Origin of the sequence: Stenotrophomonas sp. HMSC10F07, assembly GCF_001807895.1 — a bacterium.
Lineage (GTDB): Bacteria > Pseudomonadota > Gammaproteobacteria > Xanthomonadales > Xanthomonadaceae > Stenotrophomonas > Stenotrophomonas sepilia.
The window spans coordinates 18,073-39,744 of sequence record NZ_KV791378.1; the positions used below are offsets into that span (position 1 = coordinate 18,073).

At 66.6% G+C, this 21,672-nt stretch carries 23 protein-coding genes; 9 read left to right on the forward strand and 14 right to left on the reverse strand.

The window, feature by feature from the left end; genetic code table 11:
* The first annotated feature begins 57 nt into the window (after positions 1–57).
* The gene (locus HMPREF3114_RS09980) at positions 58–1,224 is read left to right on the forward strand and encodes a PQQ-dependent sugar dehydrogenase (protein ID WP_053498695.1); all 1,167 of its coding nucleotides are present in this window, start codon (positions 58–60) and stop codon (positions 1,222–1,224) included.
* Positions 1,225–1,288: 64 nt separating this feature from the next.
* Here HMPREF3114_RS09980 and HMPREF3114_RS09985 read toward each other — a convergent pair whose 3' ends face one another.
* The 4 genes from HMPREF3114_RS09985 to folB form a co-directional block, all read right to left on the reverse strand.
* On the reverse strand, positions 1,289–1,834 hold the full coding sequence (locus HMPREF3114_RS09985; protein WP_053498696.1) for a hypothetical protein: 546 nt from the start codon (positions 1,832–1,834) through the stop codon (positions 1,289–1,291).
* A gap of 129 nt (positions 1,835–1,963) precedes the next feature.
* Positions 1,964–4,138 carry a glycoside hydrolase family 3 N-terminal domain-containing protein gene (locus HMPREF3114_RS09990; RefSeq protein ID WP_005415018.1) on the reverse strand — a complete coding sequence of 725 codons (2,175 nt, stop codon included), beginning with the start codon at positions 4,136–4,138 and terminating at the stop codon, positions 1,964–1,966.
* 128 nt (positions 4,139–4,266) lie between these two features.
* On the reverse strand, positions 4,267–5,538 hold the full coding sequence (locus HMPREF3114_RS09995; protein ID WP_053498700.1) for a mechanosensitive ion channel family protein: 1,272 nt from the start codon (positions 5,536–5,538) through the stop codon (positions 4,267–4,269).
* Between the two features lie 62 nt (positions 5,539–5,600).
* The gene (gene folB, locus HMPREF3114_RS10000; RefSeq protein ID WP_005415016.1) at positions 5,601–5,954 is read right to left on the reverse strand and encodes a dihydroneopterin aldolase; all 354 of its coding nucleotides are present in this window, start codon (positions 5,952–5,954) and stop codon (positions 5,601–5,603) included.
* 519 nt (positions 5,955–6,473) lie between these two features.
* Here folB and HMPREF3114_RS10005 point away from each other — a divergent pair.
* On the forward strand, positions 6,474–7,127 hold the full coding sequence (locus HMPREF3114_RS10005; RefSeq protein WP_053498702.1) for a hypothetical protein: 654 nt from the start codon (positions 6,474–6,476) through the stop codon (positions 7,125–7,127).
* Between the two features lie 33 nt (positions 7,128–7,160).
* On the opposite strand, the gene tsaD is transcribed toward HMPREF3114_RS10005, so the two are convergent.
* Positions 7,161–8,186 (reverse strand): tRNA (adenosine(37)-N6)-threonylcarbamoyltransferase complex transferase subunit TsaD, encoded by a 1,026-nt coding sequence (gene tsaD, locus HMPREF3114_RS10010; RefSeq protein WP_005415014.1) that lies wholly within the window; start codon positions 8,184–8,186, stop codon positions 7,161–7,163.
* 166 nt (positions 8,187–8,352) lie between these two features.
* Between tsaD and rpsU the strand changes: the two genes are divergently transcribed.
* From rpsU to HMPREF3114_RS10040, 6 genes are all read left to right on the forward strand, one after another.
* Positions 8,353–8,568: a 30S ribosomal protein S21 gene (gene rpsU, locus HMPREF3114_RS10015; RefSeq protein WP_002808376.1), complete on the forward strand. Its 216-nt coding sequence runs from the start codon at positions 8,353–8,355 to the stop codon at positions 8,566–8,568.
* Between the two features lie 133 nt (positions 8,569–8,701).
* On the forward strand, positions 8,702–9,145 hold the full coding sequence (locus tag HMPREF3114_RS10020; protein WP_005415013.1) for a GatB/YqeY domain-containing protein: 444 nt from the start codon (positions 8,702–8,704) through the stop codon (positions 9,143–9,145).
* A 105-nt stretch (positions 9,146–9,250) separates the two neighbouring features.
* Complete coding sequence (locus HMPREF3114_RS10025; protein WP_005415012.1) at positions 9,251–10,171, forward strand: YihY/virulence factor BrkB family protein; 921 nt, start codon at positions 9,251–9,253, stop codon at positions 10,169–10,171.
* 61 nt (positions 10,172–10,232) lie between these two features.
* Complete coding sequence (gene dnaG, locus HMPREF3114_RS10030) at positions 10,233–11,972, forward strand: DNA primase (protein WP_070489700.1); 1,740 nt, start codon at positions 10,233–10,235, stop codon at positions 11,970–11,972.
* Between the two features lie 27 nt (positions 11,973–11,999).
* On the forward strand, positions 12,000–12,500 hold the full coding sequence (locus HMPREF3114_RS10035) for a protein tyrosine phosphatase family protein (protein ID WP_053498704.1): 501 nt from the start codon (positions 12,000–12,002) through the stop codon (positions 12,498–12,500).
* A 28-nt stretch (positions 12,501–12,528) separates the two neighbouring features.
* The gene (locus HMPREF3114_RS10040; RefSeq protein WP_065179432.1) at positions 12,529–13,500 is read left to right on the forward strand and encodes a bile acid:sodium symporter family protein; all 972 of its coding nucleotides are present in this window, start codon (positions 12,529–12,531) and stop codon (positions 13,498–13,500) included.
* A gap of 115 nt (positions 13,501–13,615) precedes the next feature.
* Here the strand turns inward: HMPREF3114_RS10040 and HMPREF3114_RS10045 are convergent, their stop codons facing one another.
* The 5 genes from HMPREF3114_RS10045 to HMPREF3114_RS10065 form a co-directional block, all read right to left on the reverse strand.
* Positions 13,616–14,422, reverse strand: a complete 807-nt coding sequence (locus HMPREF3114_RS10045; RefSeq protein WP_070489702.1) for a calcium-binding protein — start codon at positions 14,420–14,422, stop codon at positions 13,616–13,618.
* A gap of 141 nt (positions 14,423–14,563) precedes the next feature.
* Positions 14,564–15,457, reverse strand: coding sequence for a heme o synthase (cyoE, locus tag HMPREF3114_RS10050; protein ID WP_053498710.1), 894 nt, complete (start codon positions 15,455–15,457; stop codon positions 14,564–14,566).
* A 4-nt stretch (positions 15,458–15,461) separates the two neighbouring features.
* A complete protein-coding gene (locus HMPREF3114_RS10055) occupies positions 15,462–16,625 on the reverse strand; it encodes a COX15/CtaA family protein (protein WP_065179434.1) in 1,164 nt (387 codons plus the stop codon).
* A 10-nt stretch (positions 16,626–16,635) separates the two neighbouring features.
* Positions 16,636–17,205, reverse strand: a complete 570-nt coding sequence (locus HMPREF3114_RS10060; RefSeq protein ID WP_005415005.1) for a hypothetical protein — start codon at positions 17,203–17,205, stop codon at positions 16,636–16,638.
* Between the two features lie 96 nt (positions 17,206–17,301).
* Positions 17,302–18,018, reverse strand: a complete 717-nt coding sequence (locus tag HMPREF3114_RS10065; protein WP_070489704.1) for an SURF1 family protein — start codon at positions 18,016–18,018, stop codon at positions 17,302–17,304.
* A 57-nt stretch (positions 18,019–18,075) separates the two neighbouring features.
* Here HMPREF3114_RS10065 and HMPREF3114_RS10070 point away from each other — a divergent pair, with 57 nt between their 5' ends.
* Positions 18,076–18,294, forward strand: coding sequence for a twin transmembrane helix small protein (locus HMPREF3114_RS10070; RefSeq protein WP_049416782.1), 219 nt, complete (start codon positions 18,076–18,078; stop codon positions 18,292–18,294).
* Positions 18,295–18,314: 20 nt separating this feature from the next.
* Here HMPREF3114_RS10070 and HMPREF3114_RS10075 read toward each other — a convergent pair whose 3' ends face one another.
* The 4 genes from HMPREF3114_RS10075 to ctaD are packed head-to-tail and all read right to left on the reverse strand — an operon-like array spanning position 18,315 to position 21,625.
* Positions 18,315–19,190 (reverse strand): cytochrome c oxidase subunit 3, encoded by an 876-nt coding sequence (locus HMPREF3114_RS10075; protein ID WP_005407793.1) that lies wholly within the window; start codon positions 19,188–19,190, stop codon positions 18,315–18,317.
* Between the two features lie 13 nt (positions 19,191–19,203).
* Complete coding sequence (locus HMPREF3114_RS10080) at positions 19,204–19,794, reverse strand: cytochrome c oxidase assembly protein (RefSeq protein ID WP_053498717.1); 591 nt, start codon at positions 19,792–19,794, stop codon at positions 19,204–19,206.
* Complete coding sequence (locus HMPREF3114_RS10085) at positions 19,791–20,009, reverse strand: hypothetical protein (RefSeq protein WP_053498719.1); 219 nt, start codon at positions 20,007–20,009, stop codon at positions 19,791–19,793. Before HMPREF3114_RS10085 ends, HMPREF3114_RS10080 begins: the two co-directional genes overlap by 4 nt.
* An 8-nt stretch (positions 20,010–20,017) precedes the next feature.
* Complete coding sequence (ctaD, locus tag HMPREF3114_RS10090) at positions 20,018–21,625, reverse strand: cytochrome c oxidase subunit I (protein ID WP_005407790.1); 1,608 nt, start codon at positions 21,623–21,625, stop codon at positions 20,018–20,020.
* Between the last annotated feature and the right edge of the window lie 47 nt (positions 21,626–21,672).

A 21,672-nucleotide genomic window follows, 5' to 3' on the forward strand; every position in this document is an offset into this window, starting at 1 on the left:
CTGCGGTGGTATACAAGGAGCAGCCCGGCCATCCGCATCCCCGCCCTGGAGATACCCATGACCCGTACGCCCCTGCTGCTCGCCCTCGGCCTCGTACCGATCCTCGCCACCTCCGCCTGCAACGCCGCCGATCCGGCTTCGGGTACCGCCCAGGCCACAGCGCCTGCAGCCACCGCCACCGACCAGCGGCCGTTCACCGCCACCGACGTCAGCCGCTTCGACCAGCCCTGGGCGATGACCTTCCTGCCCGACGGCAGCCTGCTGGTCACCGAAAAGCGCGGCACGCTGCAGCACCTGGACCCGGCCAACGGACAGAAGCACGAGATCACCGGCGTTCCCAAGGTCGCCTATGGTGGCCAGGGTGGCTTCGGCGACATCATCCTGCACCCGGACTTCGCCCAGAATCATGTTGTTTACGTCAGCTACGCCGAGGAAGGCACGCTCGACACCCGCGGTGCCGCGGTGGCCCGGGCCACGCTGGCACTGGATGCCGACGGGGGTGGCCAGCTGAAGGACCTGAAAGTGATCTGGCGGCAGAGCCCCAAGGTCAGCGGCGAGGGCCACTACGGGCATCGCCTCGCGTTCGGCCCGGACGGCAAGCTGTGGATCAGTTCCAGCGAGCGCCAGAAGTTCGATCCGGCCCAGGACATGGGCAGCAACCTCGGCAAGATCATCCGCCTCAACGACGATGGCAGCCTGCCCGCCGACAACCCGTTCGCCTCACAGGGCGGGGTTGCCGCACAGGTGTGGTCGCTGGGCCATCGCAACATCCTGGGCATGGCCTTCGACGCCAACGGCAAGCTGTGGGCGCATGAGATGGGACCCGCCGGTGGCGACGAGTTGAACCTGATCGTGCGTGGCGCCAACTACGGCTACCCGATCGTTTCCAACGGTGACCACTACGACGGCCGTCCGATTCCCGACCACGACACCCGCCCGGAATTCGCCGCCCCGAAGGTGACCTGGACGCCGGTGATCTCGCCGGCCGGCTTCATGATCTACAGCGGCAGCCTGTTCCCGCAGTGGAAGGGCAGCGGCTTCATCGGCGGCCTGTCGTCCACCTCGCTGGTGCGCGTGGCCTTTGATGGCGACAGCGCGCGCGAAGCCGAACGCTTCAACATGGGCGAGCGCATCCGCGAAGTGGAACAGGGCCCGGATGGCGCCCTGTGGCTGCTGGAAGACGGCAGCAAGGCGCGCCTGCTGAAGCTCACGCCGAAGGCATGAGGTGCCGCCGGCCGCTGGCCGGCACGTTTCTCCGCAACGGCCCCGCGTGCGGGGCCGTCTGCGTTCACTGGATGGTGATGACCTTCACCTCGGTCTGCGTGCAGGCCTTGTCCAGGCACGTTCCGTTCAACCACACCTGTCCATCGCCAATCATCACGCCCTGCTGGTTGACGAAGACCTTGCCGAAGTCTTGCTCCGACACTGCCTTGACCACCGCCGGGGTAATGATCTTCTCGTAGTTCCGCTGGAACTCACCGGGGCCAGTGATCTTCTTTCCGTCGCTGATGTTCAACGGGAAGCGCACTTGCTCGACCACCGCGGCACGATCACCGCCGACCACGGCGGTCTTGAACGCGTTGAAGACCTTCTCGAACTGCGCGGCATCGCCGAGCAGCGATTCGATGCGCGCACGCGCGTCCTCGGCGGGCGCCTCCGCAGCCGGTGCGGCGGCGGCAGGTTCGGCAGCCGGCGCCGCCGGTTCAGCGGCAGGCGTCGCTGCCGCGTTCGCTTCCATCGGCGGCGGCGCATCCGCCGCAGGCTGCGCCGGCGGCTCAGGCTGCGAACAGGCCGCGAGCAGCAGAGCGGGAATCAGGTAGGCCATCCGGCGCATACGCGCACTCCATCGAAACAGGAAGCCCGATGGTAGCGCCGCCACAGTGACGGCAACAAAAAGGGGACGGAGGGGATTAAGTCGTTAGTGGCACAAACGACTTAATCCCCTCCGTCCCCTTTTTTCTGATCAGGCCTTCAGCAGTTCGAACTGCACGGCTTCGCCGGCGGCCGACGAGGCGCAGACCCACAGGTCGAACTGGCCCGGCTCGGCACGCAGCACGCCATCGCGGCCGGTGAACGCCAACTGCTCGCGGGTCAGGGTGAACACCACGTCGGCAGACTCGCCCGGCTGCAGCGCCACCTTGCGGAAGTCCTTCAGCTCACGCACCGGACGTACGCGGCTGGCCACGCGGTCGTGGATGTACAACTGCACCACTTCCTCCCCGGCCACATCACCGCTGTTGGTCAGCGTGGTGGTGATGGTCAGGGTGTCGTCCCAGCCAAGCTGCACAGCACTCAGCTGCGGCACGCCGTAGGCGAAGGTGGTGTAGCCGATGCCGTGGCCGAACGGGTACAGCGGCTCGTTCGGAATCTCGCGCCAGCGGGCCTTGAACTCCGACATGGTCGGCAGCTCCGGACGGCCGGTGCGCGGGTGGTTGTAGAAGTACGGCTGCTGGCCGGACACCTGCGGGAAGCTGACCGGCAGGCGGCCGGACGGGCTGTAGTCACCGAACAGCACATCGGCCACGGCATGGCCGGTCTGCGTACCCAGGTACCAGGTCACCGCCACGGCCTGCGCATTGCGCACCGCGCCCTGCAGCGCCAGCGCGCGGCCATTGCGCAGCAGCACCACCAGCGGCTTGCCGGTCATCGCCACGGCCTCGGCCAGTGCCTGCTGTGCCGGCGGCAGGGTGATCTCCACGCGCGACTGCGCTTCACCGCTGTAACGCTGCGGTTCGCCCAGCGCCAGCACCACCACATCGGCGCGCAGCGCGGCAGCCACCGCCGCTTCGGTACCGCCCGGAATGGCCGCTTCCAGTTCGCAGCCCGGCACGATTTCCAGCAGCGCTTCGTCGCCGATGGCGGCACGCACGCCGGTTTCCAGGTCGACGTAACGCTGCTTGTCGCCGAACAGCGTCCAGCAGCCTTCGATGTTCTCGCGGTCCTGCACGAACGGGCCGATCAGCGCGATCTTCTGCCCGGTCTTCTGCAGCGGCAGCACGTTGTCGCGGTTGTTCAGCAGCACGATCGAACGGCGCGCGGCATCGCGCGACAGTTCATCATGCGCAGCGATATGCGAGGTATCCGCTTCGCGCGCCGGGTCCAGCGAACGGTACGGGTCGTCGAACAGGCCGATGGTTTCCTTCAGCCACAGGATGCGGCGCACGCCTTCATCCAGCACCGCCATCGGCACTTCGCCGCTCTCGACCAGGCCCGGCAGGTGCTCGGCGTAGAAGCCGCTCTGCATGCTCAGGTCCAGGCCGGCGGTGAATGCCTTGGCGGTGGCATCGCGGTCGTCGGCTGCATAGCCGTGGGCGACCAGCTCCATGTCGGCGGTGTAGTCGGAGATCACCACGCCCGGGAACTTCCATTCGCCGCGCAGGATGTCGGTCAGCAGTTCAGCGTTGGCACTGGCCGGCACGCCGTTGATGTCATTGAACGAGGACATCACGGTGATCGCGCCGGCCTCGAAGGCGGCCTTGAACGGCGGCAGGTGCACATCGCGCAGGGTCTGCGGCGAGATGTCCACCATGTTGTATTCCATGCCGGCCATCACCGCGCCGTAGGCGGCGAAGTGCTTCGGCGTGGCCAGCAGCGAATCGGCGGCGCGCAGGTCGCTGCCCTGGAAGCCACGCACGCGGGCGGCGGCGAACGCACAACCCAGCACCACGTCCTCACCGGCACCTTCGGCACCCCGGCCCCAGCGCTGGTCGCGGGCGATGTCCACGGCCGGGGCATAGGTCCAGTGCAGGCCGGCAGCGGTGGCTTCGATGGCGGTGGCGCGCGCGGTGCGCTCGGCCAGGTCCGGCTCGAAGCTGGCGGCCTCGCCCAACGGAATCGGGAACACGGTACGCATGCCGTGGATGACGTCGGCGGCCAGGATCACCGGGATGCCCAGGCGGCTCTCCTCGGTGGCGACCTGCTGGATGCGGCGGCCCAACTCGGCGCCCACGCCGTTGAACAGCGAGCCGACCTTGCCCTCGCGCACCTGCTGCAGCACCTGGTCGGCATTGCGCACGTTGGCTTCCGGGTTCACGTCCGGGGCGAACGGGCGGACCATGTCCGCGAAGACACCCAGCTGGCCGACCTTTTCCTCGACGGTCATCTGGGCAATGAGGGATTCGATGCGATCGGAGGCCACCGGCAGTCCTTGATGAAAACGTTTACAAGCCCGGCATTCTAGCGATCCCGAGCCATTTGGCGAGAGGTTTCTTCGTTCAGTTTCAGCCAACAGCGGGGCCCGTATGGTCCCACCGGGAGCACCGCAGCTTACTCCGAGCCGGCCATCTGGCGCTGCCCGGCCATCAACATGGCATCGCTGGAGGCCTGGAACACCCGCAAGCCGAACGCCGGCAGAATCGCCAGCAGGTGGTCGAAGATGTCCGACTGCACGGCCTCGTACTCGCTCCAGGCGGTGCTGCGGGTGAAGCAGTACAGCTCCAGCGGCAGGCCTTCGGTGGTGGGCTGCAGCTGCCGCACCAGCAGGGTCATGTCGGTATGGATGCCCGGGTGGCTGCGCAGGTAGCGCTCCACGTAGGCGCGGAAGGTGCCCAGGTTGGTCACGCGGCGGCTGTTGACCTCGGCCACGCCCTGCTCGCGCAGGCGCCCGTTCCACTGCCCCAGCTCCTGTTCCTTCTCACGCAGGTAGTCGCGCAGCAGCGCGAATTCGCCGAGGAAGGCCAGGTCGCCCTCGTCCAGGAAGCCGACGCTGTGCTGGTCCAGGTACAGCGCGCGCTTGATCCGGCGGCCACCGGCCTCCTGCATGCCGCGCCAGTTCTTGAACGACTCGGTCACCAGCTTCTTGGTCGGGATGGTGGTGATGGTCTTGTCGAAGTTCTGCACGGTGATGGTGTGCAGGGCGATGTCGATGACGTCACCGTCGGCGTTCTGGCTGGGCATCTCGATCCAGTCGCCGATGCGCACGCGGCCATCGCCACTGATCTGCACGCTGGCCACCAGTGACAGGATGGTGTCCTGGAAGATCAGCATCAGCACCGCGGTGGCGGCGCCAAGGCCGGTCACCAGCGGGCCCAGCTTCACCCCAAGCAGGGTGGCGACGATGGACAGGCCGGCGGCCACGAACACCACGATCTTGACCACCTGCAGGTAGCCCTTGATCGGCTTGTTGCGCGCATCGGGCTTGCGCTCGTACAGGCTGTTGGCCGCGTCCAGCGCATGCGAGAACGCCATCGACACCGTCAGTACGGCCCACACGATGCACAGCTTGATGATGACGTTGACCAGGCTGGGCGGCAGGTCGGGGATGAGGGTGATGCCCGAAGCGATCACCTGACTGGGCACCACGTTGGACAGGCGCGAAATCACCCGCATCAAGTGGCTGCCGCGGCCGGACTCGGCACCTGGAAGGCGCTGCAACAGGCGCCGCAGGCCACGCAGCAGGATGCGCTTGGTCACCCAATTGGCCAGGCCGGCGGCGATCAGCAGCGCCGAGATCATCAACGCCAGGTAGGCGCCGGGATAGGGTTCCAGTGTGTTCTGCAGCCGTTCCAGCCACTGTACCGCCACCACCGCATCCACCATCCGTTGTCTCCTTGCTTTGTCGTTGTTGTTGGGGTTGCCGGCCGGCGGCCGGATTTACCGGATCAGTCCCGCGAGCGTTCGATGATCACGCCCACCGCGCGCGCGCCGCGCACCGCGCCCGGCTTGCTCAGCTTCAGGCGCAGCCACTTCACGTCGAACTCGTCCAGCACGATCTGCGCGCAGCGCTCGGCCAGCGTCTCGACCAGGCCGAACTCCGACTCGCGCACGAACTGCTCCAGGCGCTTGCTCACCGCCTTGTAGTTCAGGGTGTGGGCGATGTCGTCGGTGGCCGCAGGGCGACGGTTGTCGAAGCCCATTTCCAGGTCGAACACCAGGTCCTGGCGGATCCGTCGCTCCCAATCGTAGATACCGATCAGGGCGTCGATCGTCAGCCCCTCGATGAAAACCTTGTCCATTGCGGTTACCAGCGCCAATACAGGCGGCCATGGTAACGGCACGGCGGTGACCCTGCCCGGAACGGGCGGTGAGCGGCCGACAGGGAGACGGCGCCGGAAAAAACAAAGGGCCCCACTAGCAGGGCCCTTTGGTACTACCGTTTGTCCCCGGGGGGGCTGTTGAACAGCCGCGGGTCCGGTGGCGCAGGCTTTGAAATTGAAGCAGGTCAGGCCTGCTGAACAAGAGGCGATTACGACTGTGCCGGTGTCTCAAAAGACAAAGGGCCCTGCTAGCGGGGCCCTTTGGTACCTCTCAACGTCCCCAGGGGAAGCTGGAATCCAGCCGCGAGTCCCGGAGCACACGCCGCAAGGTTAGGAGTGCCCCCCAGACCAGTCAATTGGCAAATGCGTCACGGCAGACGACCGGCCGAAAAACCGAGCCGATCCACGAAAAAACACTGACGATCATGATGCCGTTTTCTGATGTTCCTACCTCGTTCCCAGGGTCAACGTGAAACCACGTTCCCTGGGAGTGAGTTGATGAAGGAAAGCAGGATCCTGCAGGCAGCACTATCCCGGCAGAGATGGTCGACCTACGAGCGCATCGCTTCTCGTTGCGAATCCGATCCCGCCACGCTCTATGCCTGGAACATGCAGATGTGTGCTGCTCTCCTGCCACCGTTGCACATCTGTGAAGTTGTGATCCGCAATGCAGCCGCTACGGCACTGGTGCATCGTTATGGTCGATGCTGGCCCTGGCATCCAGCGCTGCTGCGCAGCCTTCCTGCCGAAGGCGCCCTTGCCTCGCTATGCAAAGTCCGCGGCAGCGCCGGAGCTCCGCGGGATGTACCGGAGGTCATCGCCAAACTGCGATTCGGCTTCTGGCAGCAATTGTTCGCTCGACGGTTCGAGCATTCGATCTGGGCCGGGACCATGGGCCTGGCGCTGCCACACGCACCCTCGGTGCCGCTGTCCGTCCTTCGTCGGTCCATCCATGCCGACCTCGACCGCATCCGCCACCTGCGCAACCGCATCGCCCATCACGAGCCCATCCTCGAGCGCGACATCGGCGCCGATCTGGCCGCGATCGGGCGGCTGATCCATGCGCGCTGCCCGCACACCCTGGGGTGGCTGCAGCGCCATGAGCGGGCGACGACGGTATGGGCGGCGTCGCCGTTGGCCGGGCGTCCGTAAAGCGTCCGCCGGGCGTGGCCCGGCGCTACCGGCTCAGACCGCCGGCAGGGTCGCCATGTCCCAGCGCGGGGTCACATCCACCTTCGGCGGGCTGTGCTGGCCAGCCTGCAGCCGCAGTGCGCCAGCGAAGGCGATCATCGCGCCGTTGTCGGTGCACAGTGCAGGCCGCGGGAAGCAGGCGCGGCCGCCGAGGCGCTCGGCCATCTGCTGCAGGCGGGCGCGCAGGCGCTTGTTGGCACCTACACCGCCGGCAACCACGATCACGTTGGTCCCGGCCGCTTCCAGCGCGCGCTCGCACTTGATTGACAGGGTCTCGACCACCGCGTCCTCAAAGCCCCGGGCAATGTTGGCGCGGGTCTGCTCGCTCTGGTCGCTGTCGCGCCAGGCCATCAGGACCTGGGTTTTCAGGCCGGAGAAGCTGAAATCCAGCCCCGGGCGGTCGGTCATCGGCCGCGCGAAGCGGTACGCGCCCGGCGTGCCCTGCTCGGCCAGCCTGGCCAGCTGCGGGCCGCCCGGGTACGGCAGGCCCATCAGCTTGGCGGTCTTGTCGAAGGCCTCGCCAGCCGCATCGTCCAGGGTTTCGCCCAGCAGGCGGTACTGGCCGATCGCGTCCACCGCCACCAGCTGGGTATGGCCACCGGACACCAGCAGCGCCACGAACGGCGCTTCCGGCGGGTCGTCTTCCATCAGCGGAGCCAGCAGGTGGCCTTCCATATGGTGTACGCCGACGGCCGGTACCTCCAGCGCCCAGGCCAGCGATCGGGCCACGCCGGCGCCGACCAGCAACGCGCCGACCAGACCAGGCCCGGCGGTGTAGGCCACACCATCGATATCGCCCACGCCCAGGCCGGCGTCGGCCAGGGTCTGGCGCACCAGCGGCAGCAGCTTGCGGACGTGGTCGCGGCTGGCCAGCTCGGGCACCACGCCACCGTATTCGGCGTGCAGGGCGATCTGGCTGTAGACCGCATGGGCGCGCAGGGCCGCGCTGCCGGCCAGGTCGGTGTCATACACCGCCACGCCGGTCTCATCACAGGAAGATTCGATGCCAAGGACTCGCATGCCTGCTATTATGACGCCCCTGCCGCCCCCTCGGGGGACGTGCAGATCTCACTGCTTTCGAACCGCCGGCCCGTATTCAGGGTTGGCCGCTTGCAGTTTGTCGATTCGCCGCTATAATGTGCGGCTCGCCGGGCGTGACCCGGTTCTACTGTGTCCCGGAGATTCCATGCCCAGCGTCAAAGTCCGCGAGAACGAGCCCTTCGAGTTTGCTCTTCGCCGCTTCAAGCGCACTTGCGAAAAGGCCGGTGTGCTGGCCGAAACCCGCAAGCGCGAGTTCTACGAAAAGCCGACCCAGGAGCGCAAGCGCAAGGCCGCCGCTGCTGTGAAGCGTCAGCTGCGCCGCTCGTCGCGCGACGTCACCAAGCGTCAGCGCCTGTACTGATCGGACGCATCTTCATTGCGGCGGGCCTGCCCGTCGCGATGGAGCCGGAGCCGGCACGCGCGAGCGTCGCCGGCTTTTTGCGTTTCCGGGTTCGGGCATCCGCCCCGCCCCACCTACCACCACGAGGTTCCTCATGAGCATGAAGCAGCAGCTCACCGAAGACATGAAGGCCGCCATGAAGGCGGGCGAGAAGCACAAGCTGGGCGTGATCCGCCTGATCAATGCCGCCATCAAGCAGCGCGAAGTGGACGAGCGCATCGAGCTGGATGACACCGCCGTGATCGCCGTGCTCGACAAGATGGTCAAGCAGCGCAAGGACTCGGTCAGCCAGTACGAAGCGGCCAACCGCGAAGACCTGGCCGAGATCGAGCGCGCCGAGATCGTGGTCATCGAAGCCTATCTGCCGGCCAAGATGGGCGAAGCCGAGATCGTGGCCGCCATCCAGGCCGCCATCGCCGAGACCGGCGCCTCCGGCCCGGCCGACATGGGCAAGCTGATGGGCGCACTGAAGCCCAAGCTCGCTGGCCAGGCCGACATGGGGCTGGTGTCCAAGCTGGTCAAGCAGCAGCTGGCGTAATCCGGTACACGGAGTCGGATCCCTTTCGCAACGCGAAAGGGCTCTGACCCCATTGATGCACCCGCTTCACCGCACCTTCGTCGCTCGCCTGCTACAACCACACCCATGGTTGAACCCGAGCCCAACGTTCCCGTGTCCCTGCACAAGTACCTCAAGCGTCTGCAGGACAGTTTTCCGATGGCGGTGGCCAAGCGCTTCATCGACGTCGACGTGCTGACCCAGGCCGCCTCCGTTTCCTTCTACGCCCTGCTGTCGATGGCCCCGCTGCTGGTGCTGCTGCTGTGGTTGACCGCTTCGCTGTACCCGCCGGCACAGCAGGCGCTGATCGACCAGATCAGCTCGGTGGCTGGCAGCAGCGCGGCTACGGTGGCCGAAACCGTCCTGAAGAACGCCGACAACCAGCCCGACGTCGGCTCGTTGGCGGGGCTGTGGAGCACGCTGCTGCTGTTCGTCGGCGCCACCGCCGTGTTCGCGCAGCTGCAGAACGCGCTCAACCTGATCTTCCGCACCAGTGGCGAGCGCCTGGAGGGCATCAAGGCCTGGCTGCGCAAGCGTGTGTTCTCGTTCGGCGTGGTGCTGGCCCTGGGCTTCCTGCTGATCCTGTCGATGACTGCCACCACGGTACTGCAGGTGGCCTTCGCGCAACTGCCCTCGATCCTCCCCGCGCTGGGCTACGTCACCAGCCTGCTGCTGTACGCGGTGGGGTTCGCCTTCATGTACCACTACCTGCCCGACCGCCGCGTGGCATGGCGCCAGGCCTTCATCGGCGGCGTCATCACCTCGGCACTGTTCGCACTGGGCCGCTACGGCATCGGCGTCTACATCGCCACCGTGGCCCCCGGCAGTGCCTACGGCTCGATGGGCGCGCTGGTGATCTCACTGGTCTGGATCTATTACGCGACCGTGGTCTTCTTCGTTGGCGCGCTGATGACCGCGGTGATCGATGAGCGCCTGCGCGCGCGCCATCACCTGGCCGCCGCCGGCATCGATCCGGCCACCGCCAGCCAGGTGCCCGACAGGGGGTAAACTAGGGCAACCGCCCCCGGTTCCGTCGCGTGGTCCTGTACCGCGCCCTGCCCTGTTGCCCATGGCCCGTATCCCCGACGCTTTCATCGACGACCTGCTGGCCCGCACCGACATCGTCGAGGTGGTGGGCAGCCGCGTGCCGTTGAAGCGCCAGGGCAAGGAATACGCCGCACGCTGCCCGTTCCATGACGAGCGCTCGGCCTCGTTCACGGTCTCGCCCACCAAGCAGTTCTATCACTGCTTCGGCTGCGGCGCGCACGGCACCGCGATCAGCTTCCTGATGAGCTACGACCGCCTCGAGTTCCTCGACGCGGTGGATGAACTGGCCAAGCGTGCCGGCATGGACGTGCCGCGCAACGAAAACCCGCGCAGCCCCCAGCAGCAGGACGACAGCCGCGAGCTGTACTCGGCGCTGGACGCCGCCACCAGGTTCTTCCAGAAGAATCTGGAAGGCAGCGAGAAGGCACGCGCGTATCTGGAAAGCCGTGGCGTGGACGAAGCGAACCGCGCGCGCTTCCAGATCGGCTACGCACCGGATGGCTACAGCGGCCTGCGCGATGCGCTGGGCAAGGACGAGCGCCGCATGAAGCTGCTCGACCGCGCCGGCCTGTTCTCCAAGAACGATCGCGGCCACGTCTACGACAAGTTCCGCGACCGGGTGATGTTCCCGATCTTCGACCGCCGTGGCCGGGTGATCGCCTTCGGTGGCCGCGTGTTCGAGAAGGACGACGGCCCCAAGTACCTCAACTCGCCCGAGACCGCGCTGTTCCACAAGGGCCGCGAACTGTACGGCCTGTGGCAGGTGCGCCAGGCCAACCAGAAGATCGAGCGGTTGATCGTGGTCGAAGGCTACATGGACGTGGTCTCGCTGTTCCAGTTCGGGGTCACCCAGGCGGTGGCGACGCTGGGCACGGCGACCACGCCGGACCATGCCGAGCTGCTGTTCCGCAACGCGCCGGACGTGTTCTTCTGCTTCGACGGCGATGCCGCCGGCCGCCGAGCCGGCTGGAAGGCCCTGGAGTCGGTGCTGCCGCGCATGAAGGACGGCCGCCAGGCGTTCTTCCTGTTCCTGCCCGATGGCGAGGACCCGGACAGCATCGTGCGCAAGGAAGGCGCCGAGGCCTTCAACGAGCGCCTGAAGCAGGCCACGCCGCTGTCGCAGTTTTTCTTCGATGAACTGACCCGCGAGATCAACCTGGGCACGCTGGACGGCAAGGCACGCCTGGCCGAACGCGCAAAGCCGATGCTGGCGCAGATTCCCGACGGTGCCTTCGGCGACCTGATGAAGCAGCAGCTGGCGCAGCTGACCGGCCTGGGCGGCACTGCCCAGGCCACGCGCGCGCCGATGCCGCAACGCCAGCCACAGCGGACAATCCAGCCGGTGGCCAAGCGCAGCCTGGTGCGCGGCGCGATCGCCGTGCTGCTGCAGCAGCCGTCGCTGGCGCTGACCCTGGGCGGAAAGCATCACTTCCAGGGCCTGCGACTGCCGGGCGTGGAGCTGCTGCTGGAACTGCTGGGGCTGGTCGAACAGCGCCCGGACATCAGCACCGGCGCCCTGCTGGAACACTTCGACGGCCGCGAGGAACAGGCGTCGCTGCACACCCTGGCGGCACAGACTCTGCCTGGCACCGAGGCCAGCTGGACCCAGGAACTGCACGACGCGGTGGCACAGCTGGAGAAACAGCTGCTGGTGCAACGTCTGGAGGAGTTGTTGGCAAAGCAGCGCCAGCAGGGCCTGGATGATACTGACAAATACGAACTGCGCGAGCTGCTGAAGGCCCGCGCCGGGCTGCGCCTGTAGCGGCAGAACGTTTTCACGGAGAGGACCATGCTGCTGCGCCTGACCTGCCTGCTGTTGTTGTCGCTCTGCCTGCCACTGGCGGCCCTGGCCGCAGATGGCCCGCTCAGGGAAGTCCGGCCGGGCCTGTATGCCGGCGGCCAGCCCTCCGCCGCACAACTGGGCGAACTTGCCGCGCAGGGCGTGCGCACCGTGATCGACCTGCGCCAGCCCGGCGAGGACCGGGGGTTCGACGAAACGCGCGTTGCCGAATCATTGGGCCTGCGCTACGTGCGCATTCCGGTGGCCGGTGCCGAGGGGCTCGATGCCGCCAACGTGCGCGCCGTGCACCAGGCCCTGCGGCAGAGCCAGGGGCCTGTGCTGCTGCACTGTGCGTCCGGCAACCGCGCCGGCGCCGTGCTCGGCCTGGTCAACGCACGCTACGAACATGCCAGCCCCGAACAGGCCCTTCAGCTGGGCCAGCGTGCTGGCCTGACCTCGCTGGAAGCCGCCACCCGCCAACGCCTGGCCACGCCGGTCACCTCACCCTGAACCCTCCGCACCAAGGACTCTGCCCACCATGACCCGCTGGTGGTCGCGCCTGCGACCGGACAACTTCACCCTCGCCCTGCTGTGCACCGTCGGCCTGGCCTCCCTGCTGCCGATGAAGGGCGCCGCCGCCATCGTCCTGGACGATGTCACCACCGTCGCCATCGCTGCACTGTTCTTCCTGCATGGCGCGCGCCTGCCACGTGAGTCGATCATTGGCGGCATGCTGCACTGGCGGCTGCACCTGACCATCCTCGCCTGCACCTTCCTCCTGTTCCCGCTGCTCGGGCTGATGTTCAAGCCGCTATCGGGCTGGCTGCTGACCCCGGAGCTGTACCTGGGCGTGCTGTTCCTGTGCACCCTGCCCTCCACCGTGCAGTCGTCCATCGCGTTCACCTCGATGGCGCATGGCAACGTGCCCGCAGCGGTGTGCAGTGCCTCGTTGTCGAGCATTCTCGGCGTATTCCTGACCCCGCTGCTGCTGACCGCGCTGGCGGGCACCTCCGGCGGCGTGCACGACCCGCTGCATGCGATCGGCGGCATCATGCTGCAGCTGCTGGTGCCGTTCGTGGCCGGCCACCTGCTGCGGCCGTGGATTGCCGGCTGGGTGGAAAAGCAGCGCGCGCTGCTGCGTTACACCGACCAGGGCACGATCCTGCTGGTGGTGTATTCGGCGTTCGGCGAGGCGGTGACCGAAGGACTGTGGAGCAAGACGCCGCTGCTCTCGTTGCTGGCCGTAGCAGTGGTGGCCGCCGTGCTGCTCGGCATCGCCATGCCGCTGATCACCTTCATCGCCCGCCGCCTGCGTTTCAACCGCGAGGACGAGATCGCCATCGTGTTCTGCGGCTCGAAGAAGAGCCTGGCCACCGGCGTGCCGATCGCCAAGGTGCTGTTCGCCGGCGGCAGCCTCGGCGCCATCGTGCTGCCGGTGATGATCTACCACCAGATCCAGCTCATCGTCTGCGGCGTGATCGCGCAGCGGTACGCGAAGCGCGCGCCCTGACCCGACGGGAGGACATCCACGCATGGCGTGGATCTACTGTAGAGCCGAGCCCGCGCTCGGCCAACACCTGTGATCCGGAGTAGATCCACGCCATGCGTGGATGGTTTGCCTGACGCTACGGATCCACCAGCGTCCCGACGCTCAATTCCGGCATCCATACCCATAGGTCGTACGGCCGTTCCGCACCGGCAGCGACCCGCGGCCCCGTGGCAACCTGCTCTCGAAGTGGCCGCGCCATGCAACCGCCCGCGCATCCCCACGTCTGACCACGTTGCGCGCCCAACCGTACGCTGTAGATATCCAGGTCCCGCAGCTGCGACGCCATCGGATGCATCTGCATTTCTGGCGGCATACCTTGCGGCCTTTGCAGCATCGCGTGCACGTTACCAGTCAGCACCAGCATGCGCGTATTGGCCGGTAGGCCTCGATAGAGCCGCCGCAACTCGGCTGCCATGAGGTCACCGCGTACCTGGTTGCCGCCTTTGCTGGCGTTGACGTCATAGCCAACGACGTCGATCACACGTCCCTGCGACTTCAGCACGCGTAGGCTTTCGATCATTGCCAGCATGTCGCGGCTGCGACGGCCATCATGCTGGTCATCGCGCACGGTCCAGAACGCACGCCCGCGCAGATGCTGGCGTGCCTTCTCCCCGCCATCGGAAGCCAGGTAATCGCGCAGCGTGGAGGTTTCCCCGCGTGGCAGTTCCAGCGCCAGCAGGACCGGCCCGGTGCGGCTGTAGTCATCCACCAGCTGCCGCACCAGCAGCGGCGTCTCGCGGGTTCCATGGAATTCGCCCAGCACCAGCAGGCGGTGATCACCGGCGTGCTGGCGGATCTGCGCGGCGGTGTCGTCGGCATGCGCGGTCACGGCCATGCCCAGCGCCAGCATCAGCGCGGTGGTCCAACGGAAGATCGTATGCATCCCTGCTCGCTCCATTCCTTGGGGTCAGGAACAGCAATGGCGACGCCGCTGGAAGAGATCAAGTGCAGAGCCGAGCCCACGCTCGGCTGCTCTTCCAATCCCCCCTCAGCCGAGCATGGGCTCGGCTCTACAGGTGGTGCTTCACAACCAGGGCAGGATCCAGTGGTCGACCAGCAGGAAGGCGAACAGCGCCATCAGGTAGACGATGGAGTAATAGAACATCTTCATCGAGAACAGCTCATCCGGTGGGTCGAGCATGCGCCAGGCGTACCAGAGGAACACGGCATTGAGCACGATCGCGCCGCCCAGGTAGAACGCACCGCTCATGCCCACCAGGTAGGGCAACAGGCAGACCAGCGCCAGCACCACCGAATACACCATGATCTGCTTGCGGGTGTGCGCCACGCCGTGGGTCACCGGCAGCATCGGGATCTCCGCCTTGGCATAGTCCTCGCGGCGGAAGATCGCCAGCGCCCAGAAATGCGGTGGCGTCCAGATGAAGATGATCAGCACCAGCAGCGACGAGTATGCCCAGTCCGACGAGCCCTGCATGCCGGTCACCGCAGCCCAGCCCAGCATCGGCGGCATCGCGCCGGCCAGGCCACCGATGACGATGTTCTGCGAGGTCGCACGCTTCAGGTACACGGTGTAGATCACCGCGTAGCCGATCAGCGAGGCGAAGGTCAGCACCGCAGTGATCAGGTTCACCCACAGCACCAGGATGGTCATCGACAGCACGATCAGCACGCCGGCGAACACCAGCACCTGCCATGGCTTGACCTTGCCGACCACCAGCGGGCGCCACGACGTGCGTGCCATCTGCGCATCGATGTGCGCATCCAGCAACTGGTTGATCGCAGCGGCCGCCGAAGCGGCCAGCCAGATGCCGAGGAAGCCGAGCAGGCCGGCGCGCACCTGCTCCCAGCTGGGCACGCCCGGGACAGCCAGGACCATGCCGACCAGGGCAGTGAAGACAATGAGGGCGACAACCTTGGGCTTGGTCAGGTCCCAGTACTGGCGGTAGTTGGAAAACATGGAATCAGTCCGGGGCGCGCAGGCGGGCCAGCAGGCTGACCAGCACGAACAACAGGGCAACGGCCACGCCGTTGTGGGCCACGGCCACTTCCAGTGGCAGCGCCAGCTTCACATTGAGGATGCCGAGGGTGACCTGCAGCACCAGCAGCGCGATCAGCGCGCTGGCCCAGCCGCGCATGCTCGGCAACCGGAACAGGCGCACGCCCAGCCACAGCAGGTAGATGGCCACCACCGCCGCGAACAGGCGGTGCGCCATCTGGATGGCGATACGCGAGGCGCCATCCAGCACGCCGCCTTCGTAGTCCACGCCGATGCCACGCCACAGGGTGAAGCCTTCGACGAAGTTGTGCTGCGGCCACCACTGGTTGGCACAGCGCGGGAAGTTGTCCAGCGATGCACTGCCGCCGCCGCAGGCCAGCGCCGCGTAGTTGGCACTGACCCAGCCGCCCAGTGCGATCTGGGTGACCAGCACCGCCAGGCCGATGCGCAGCAGCCACTTCAGCTTCGGTGCCTCGGCCAGAGTGATCGGCATGTGCGTCGCACGCCAGGCCATCCAGGCCAGCAGCGCGAACATCAGCATGCCGCCCAGCAGATGGCCCATCACCACGATGGGTTTGAGCAGCAGGGTCACCGTCCACATGCCCAGCAGGGCCTGGAAGATCACCACCGCCAGGGTCAGCAGTGCAGCGCGTGCCAGGTCGATGTTGCTCCAGCGCAGCGCGGCGATCAGCAGGATCGCCTCGCCGACCAGAGCCAATGCGCTGGCGGTGCCATGCCAGCCCATCATGTACAGCGGTATGCCAGCGGCCACCAGCACGCAGGCGGTCACCACTGCCGTGGTTCCAAAGCGGCGCTTGCGCGTGGCCAGCAGGGCCAGGGTCAGGATCTCGATGCCCAGCGCGCCGGCCAGGAAGCGGTGCACCTGCTCACGCCAGGCCTTGTGGGTCTCCAGCGGGCGGATCTCCGCCGCCGGGTGGCCGATGGTCTCTTCCACGTGCTGCGGCCAGGTGGCCTGGCCATAGCAGGTCGGCCAGTCCGGACAGCTCAGGCCGGCATCGGACAGGCGTACGAACGCGCCGAACATGATCGTGCTCGCGGTCATGATCATGGCGAACCACGCCAGGCGGTGGAAATTGCGGTGCAGCGCCGGACGCGCGGAAAGGCTCATCAAACGGGACTCACTTCAGTTTCAGCAACGTGGCCATGTCCTTGCGCAGGCCACCCAGGTCGGAACCCGGGGCATGGCGCATGATCACGAAGCCGTTCGGATCGATCACGTAGACCGGCAGTCCCGCCGGATCATCGACGCCCGGCAACGCCGCGCGCAGGGCTGGCGACGGAGCCAGCGGCCGCAGCGCGGGCAGCGAGGCGATCGACGCCGGTGGCGTACCCAGCCACAGGATCTCGACATTATCGGCGTTATGGCCGAACAGCTGCCACACCTTGCCCAGTCCCTGCGACAAAGTGACGCACTGCGCGTCGCAGGCACCGGCCGGTGCCACCAGCAGGCGCCAGGTGCGGGCCTCGGGGTTCCAGGGATAGGGCTGGCCGCTGGCCAGGGTCGGCGTCTGCTGGCGCAGATCGACCGGCGGCTTCAGCAGCTGTCCCGCATTGCGGTGGCCGGTGGGCTGCCAGCCGGAGAAGCGCAATACCGCGGCCAGCGCCATCGCCCCGAAGAACACGGCAAACAGCAGCACCAGGGTCCGGCGGCCGGAGCCGCGCGCCTGCGGGGACGTAGCAGTGTTCATGTGGGGCATTTTCTCATGGTTGGGTAAACGATGCCGGTAGTGCCGGCCGCTGGCCGGCATCCAGGAATCCGAGTGCGTGCCCGCCAGCGGCCGGCACTACCCGGCGATGGGCCGTCTCCTGCGCCGCTCCAGCACCAGCGCCACCACCAGCACGGTCAGGGCCAGGCCGAACCACTGCACGGCGTAGCCCAGGTGTCGCTGCGGTGGCAGCGTATTTGGCAGCAGGTCCATGTCACGCTCGTCGCCGAAGGGCAGCGCCGGGTCCAGTCGCAGCACCCGCTCTGGCAGCGCTCGCAGTCCCAGCGCGCGGGCCAGGCCTTCGGCGGGCAGACGGCTGGCCAGCCAGCGGCCCGCTTCTCCGGTGGCGGAGAATGCGGGACCCAGTGCCAATCCGGCCGCCGGTGGCGGTGCCAGCAGCCCGCGCACCGCCACCGGCGAGGGCGGCGGCGGCACCTGGGGCAGCGTGCGATCCGGCGGCAGCGCGCGCCAGCCAAGATCGACCAGCAGCACGCTGCCTTCGTCACTGCGGAACGGGCGATAGATCTTTACGCCGGCACGGCCATGCCGGGTCTGGTTGTCCAGCAGCACCACGCCAGGCAGGAAGCGACCGTGATCGGCCACACCGTGCAACGCACCGGGGGCTGCCAGAGCCTGGGCCAGCGGCAGCGCCTGTGCCACCGCTGGCCCCTGCGCATCCAACATTGACTGTTTGGCATGCATGCGCTGCAGCTGCCACAGCCCCAATGCGGTGAAACCGGCCATTGCCAGCACGGCCAGCAGCCATCCGAGCACGCGCGTGTGCTGGCGCATCATGACAAGTCTGCGCAAACGCGGTCAGATAGGCACATCCACCCTGCCCTCGAGCCGCGCATGAGTGATTCGCTGAAGACCCTGCTGGTAATCGCGTTTCTGATCGTCATCGTCTGGAACCTGGGCGCCGGCCTGTATTACCTGCTGGTCGACCGCGGGCAGACCAAGCGCACGGTCAACGCACTGACACGTCGCATCGCGGTGTCGGTGGCGTTGATCGTACTGGTGATCGTGAGCATCTACATGGGCTGGATCAAGCCGCACGGCGTCGGCGGCTGAGGCCACCGATGCGTGCGTGGTCAAAGCACGTAGACGAACAGGAACAGCATCAGCCACACCACGTCGACGAAGTGCCAGTACCACGCGGCCGCTTCAAAACCGAAATGGTTGTCGCGGGTGAAGTGTCCCTTGGCCGAACGCAGCCACATCACGATCAACATGATCGTGCCCAGCAGCACGTGCGCACCGTGGAAGCCGGTCAGCATGAAGAACGTCGAACCGTAGATGCCCGAGCCCAGCGTCAGGTTCAGCTCCTTGTAGGCGTGGATGTACTCTTCCGCCTGCAGGGTCAGGAAACCGAGGCCGAGCACCACGGTCAGGCCCAGCCAGATCAGCAACTGGCGGCGGTTGCCGGCCTTCAACGCGTGATGGGCGATGGTCAGGGTCACGCCTGAGGTGAGCAGGATCAGCGTATTGATCAGCGGCAGGCCCCACGCCGGGATGGTCTGGAAGGCACCACCGATCGCCGCCGGGCCATTGGTCGGCCATCCGGCGGAGTAGCCCTGCCAGAGCAGCTCGTTGGTCATCACCCCGCGGCCTTCGCCACTGAGCCACGACAGGCCCAGGTTGCGGGTGTAGAACAGCGCGCCGAAGAAGGCGCCGAAGAACATCACCTCGGAGAAGATGAACCAGATCATCCCCATCCGGAACGAGCCATCGACCTGGTGGTTGTAGTTGCCGGCCTGCGATTCGCGCACCACGTCGCTGAACCACCAGAACAGGGTCAACACCAGCATCGCGATGCCGATGTAGAACGTCCAGCGCCCCCAGCTGGCATCGTTGAGCCAGCTGGCCACGCCCACCATGGTCACCATCATCGCGATGGACCCCACGAAGGGCCATTTGCTCTGGGCCGGGACGAAGTACACGTTGGCGTCGGTTGGTGTCTGGGCCATGTCGGTATCCGGGTCAGGGTGCGGCGTGCGCGCCGTCCGAGGTGGCGGCCGGGGCCAGCCGATCGGACAGCGCGTCGTTGCGGTAGAAGGTGTAGGACAAGGTGATCGTCTTGATCTCCGGCGGCAGGTCCGGATCGACGATGAAACGCACCGGCATGTCGCGCTTCTCGCCGGCCTGCAGCGTCTGCGCGGTGAAACAGAAACATTCGGTCTTGCTGAAGAAGCCCGAGGCACGCGCCGGCGCCACCGAAGGCACCGCACTGCCGACCACCGCCTGCTGGCTGTCGTTGCGGGCGAAGTACAGCGCCTCGTTGAGTTCGCCGGGCACCACATCCATGGTCAGCTGCTCGGGATGGAACGACCACGGCAGGCGCGAATTGACGCCGCCATCGAACTCCACCCGCACGGTGCGCTTGCCAGCTGCGGCACCCGTACTGGCTTCACCACCCGGGCCGCGTTCCAGGCGCACGCCGAATACCTTCTCGCAGGCAATGCGGTACAGCGGCACCAGCGAGAAGGTCAGCAGGAACACCGCCACTGCCACGCCGATCAGGCGCGGCAGCCCGGCACTGGGTGACCGCGTGCTGGCCGGTGCCTCGCTCATCGGCCGATCACCCCGCTGAGGATGAAGCCGACGTAGACCAGCACCGCGATGGCGCCGACCCACATCGCCGTGCGCCGGGCACGCTGGCGTTGCTGTTCGATGCCGTTTTCCGGGGCGTCGCCCGGGCTGTTGTAGAGCCGAGCCATGCTCGGCTGCTCCACGTCAGCCGAGCATGGCTCGGCTCTACAGGTCTGCAGTGGGCTCTCGTTATGCATGCCCCACCTCAATGCGTGATGTCGTCATGCGCCAGATCGCCCGGGCGGATGGTCGGCGGCGTGGTGAAGGTATGCGCCGGTGCCGGCGACGGCAGCGTCCACTCCAGCCCGCGCGCGCCTTCCCAGCTACGGGCCTCGGCCTTCTCGCCATTGCGCAGCGAGGACAGCAGGATCGCGGCCATCATGAACGGCGTGACGAACATGCCGAACGCACCGATCGAGCTGATCAGGTTCCAGTCGGCAAACGCTACGCTGTAGTCCGGAATGCGGCGCGGCATGCCGGCCAGGCCGAGGAAGTGCTGCGGGAAGAACAGCAGGTTGACGAACACGATCGACCACCAGAAGTGCACCTTGGCCCACTTCTCGCTGTACATCCGCCCCGTCCACTTCGGCCACCAGTAGTACACCGCTGCAATCAGCGCGAACACCGCGCCGGTCACCAGCACGTAGTGGAAATGCGCAACCACGAAGTAGGTGTCGTGGTACTGGAAGTCGGCCGCCACGATGGCCAGCATCAGGCCGGAGAAGCCACCGATGGTGAACAGGATGACGAAGGCCACCGACCACAGCATCGGCGCCTCGAACGTCAGCGACCCCCGCCACATGGTGCTGACCCAGTTGAACACCTTCACCCCGGTCGGGATCGAGATCAGCATTGTGGCGAACATGAAGTAGATCTCGCCGCCCAGCGGCATGCCCACGGTGAACATGTGGTGGGCCCAGACGATGAACGACAGGAACGCGATCGCGGCGGTGGCGTACACCATCGCCTGGTAGCCGAACAGCGGCTTGCGGCTGAAGGTCGGGATGATCTCGCTGACCACGCCGAAGGCGGGCAGGATCATGATGTAGACCTCGGGATGGCCGAAGAACCAGAAGATGTGCTGGTACATCACCGGGTCACCGCCACCGGCGGCATTGAAGAAGCTGGTGCCGAAGAACTTGTCGGTCAGCAGCATGGTCACCGCACCGGCCAGCACCGGCATCACCGCGATCAGCAGGAAGGCGGTGATCAGCCACGCCCAGCAGAAGATCGGCATCTTCAGCAGGTCGATGCCCGGCGCGCGCATGTTGAGCACGGTGGCGATGATGTTGATCGCACCCATGATCGAACTGATGCCGGCCACGTGGATGGCGAACACGCTGAAGGCCACGTTGTAGCCGCCCTGCAGCGACAGCGGCGGATACAGCGTCCAGCCACCGGCCGGTGCACCACCGGGCAGGAACAGCGTCAGCAGCAGCAGGCTGAAGGCCACCGGCAGCAGCCAGAACGACCAGTTGTTCATGCGCGGCAGCGCCATGTCCGGCGCACCGATCTGCAGCGGGATCATCCAGTTGGCAAGGCCGACAAACGCCGGCATCACGCCGCCGAAGATCATCACCAGCGCATGCACGGTCGTCATCTGGTTGAAGAACTCGGGCTTGACGAACTGCAGGCCCGGCTGCGCCAGCTCGGCGCGGATCACCACGCTCATCGCCGCGCCGATGATGAACATGATGAAGCTGAAACCCAGGTACAGCGTGCCGATGTCCTTGTGGTTGGTCGAGAAGAACCAACGCTCGAAGAAACTCTGGTGGTGATGGTGATCGTCGTGCCCAACTGCCGAGTGCGCCATTGCAAAACACCTCTCAGAATCGGTTGTCACCACGGCCGCGAGCGGCC

What these genes read in the sequence shown, in the direction of transcription:
- HMPREF3114_RS09980 (WP_053498695.1), top strand. Translation starts at nt 58, where the DNA reads ATGACCCGTACGCCCCTGCTGCTCGCCCTCGGCCTCGTACCGATCCTC.
- HMPREF3114_RS09985 (WP_053498696.1), bottom strand. Translation starts at nt 1,834, where the DNA reads ATGCGCCGGATGGCCTACCTGATTCCCGCTCTGCTGCTCGCGGCCTGT.
- HMPREF3114_RS09995 (WP_053498700.1), bottom strand. Translation starts at nt 5,538, where the DNA reads ATGGTGGATGCGGTGGTGGCGGTACAGTGGCTGGAACGGCTGCAGAAC.
- folB (WP_005415016.1), bottom strand. Translation starts at nt 5,954, where the DNA reads ATGGACAAGGTTTTCATCGAGGGGCTGACGATCGACGCCCTGATCGGT.
- HMPREF3114_RS10005 (WP_053498702.1), top strand. Translation starts at nt 6,474, where the DNA reads ATGAAGGAAAGCAGGATCCTGCAGGCAGCACTATCCCGGCAGAGATGG.
- tsaD (WP_005415014.1), bottom strand. Translation starts at nt 8,186, where the DNA reads ATGCGAGTCCTTGGCATCGAATCTTCCTGTGATGAGACCGGCGTGGCG.
- rpsU (WP_002808376.1), top strand. Translation starts at nt 8,353, where the DNA reads ATGCCCAGCGTCAAAGTCCGCGAGAACGAGCCCTTCGAGTTTGCTCTT.
- HMPREF3114_RS10020 (WP_005415013.1), top strand. Translation starts at nt 8,702, where the DNA reads ATGAGCATGAAGCAGCAGCTCACCGAAGACATGAAGGCCGCCATGAAG.
- HMPREF3114_RS10025 (WP_005415012.1), top strand. Translation starts at nt 9,251, where the DNA reads ATGGTTGAACCCGAGCCCAACGTTCCCGTGTCCCTGCACAAGTACCTC.
- dnaG (WP_070489700.1), top strand. Translation starts at nt 10,233, where the DNA reads ATGGCCCGTATCCCCGACGCTTTCATCGACGACCTGCTGGCCCGCACC.
- HMPREF3114_RS10035 (WP_053498704.1), top strand. Translation starts at nt 12,000, where the DNA reads ATGCTGCTGCGCCTGACCTGCCTGCTGTTGTTGTCGCTCTGCCTGCCA.
- HMPREF3114_RS10040 (WP_065179432.1), top strand. Translation starts at nt 12,529, where the DNA reads ATGACCCGCTGGTGGTCGCGCCTGCGACCGGACAACTTCACCCTCGCC.
- HMPREF3114_RS10045 (WP_070489702.1), bottom strand. Translation starts at nt 14,422, where the DNA reads ATGCATACGATCTTCCGTTGGACCACCGCGCTGATGCTGGCGCTGGGC.
- cyoE (WP_053498710.1), bottom strand. Translation starts at nt 15,457, where the DNA reads ATGTTTTCCAACTACCGCCAGTACTGGGACCTGACCAAGCCCAAGGTT.
- HMPREF3114_RS10055 (WP_065179434.1), bottom strand. Translation starts at nt 16,625, where the DNA reads ATGAGCCTTTCCGCGCGTCCGGCGCTGCACCGCAATTTCCACCGCCTG.
- HMPREF3114_RS10060 (WP_005415005.1), bottom strand. Translation starts at nt 17,205, where the DNA reads ATGAACACTGCTACGTCCCCGCAGGCGCGCGGCTCCGGCCGCCGGACC.
- HMPREF3114_RS10065 (WP_070489704.1), bottom strand. Translation starts at nt 18,018, where the DNA reads ATGATGCGCCAGCACACGCGCGTGCTCGGATGGCTGCTGGCCGTGCTG.
- HMPREF3114_RS10070 (WP_049416782.1), top strand. Translation starts at nt 18,076, where the DNA reads ATGAGTGATTCGCTGAAGACCCTGCTGGTAATCGCGTTTCTGATCGTC.
- HMPREF3114_RS10075 (WP_005407793.1), bottom strand. Translation starts at nt 19,190, where the DNA reads ATGGCCCAGACACCAACCGACGCCAACGTGTACTTCGTCCCGGCCCAG.
- HMPREF3114_RS10080 (WP_053498717.1), bottom strand. Translation starts at nt 19,794, where the DNA reads ATGAGCGAGGCACCGGCCAGCACGCGGTCACCCAGTGCCGGGCTGCCG.
- HMPREF3114_RS10085 (WP_053498719.1), bottom strand. Translation starts at nt 20,009, where the DNA reads ATGCATAACGAGAGCCCACTGCAGACCTGTAGAGCCGAGCCATGCTCG.
- ctaD (WP_005407790.1), bottom strand. Translation starts at nt 21,625, where the DNA reads ATGGCGCACTCGGCAGTTGGGCACGACGATCACCATCACCACCAGAGT.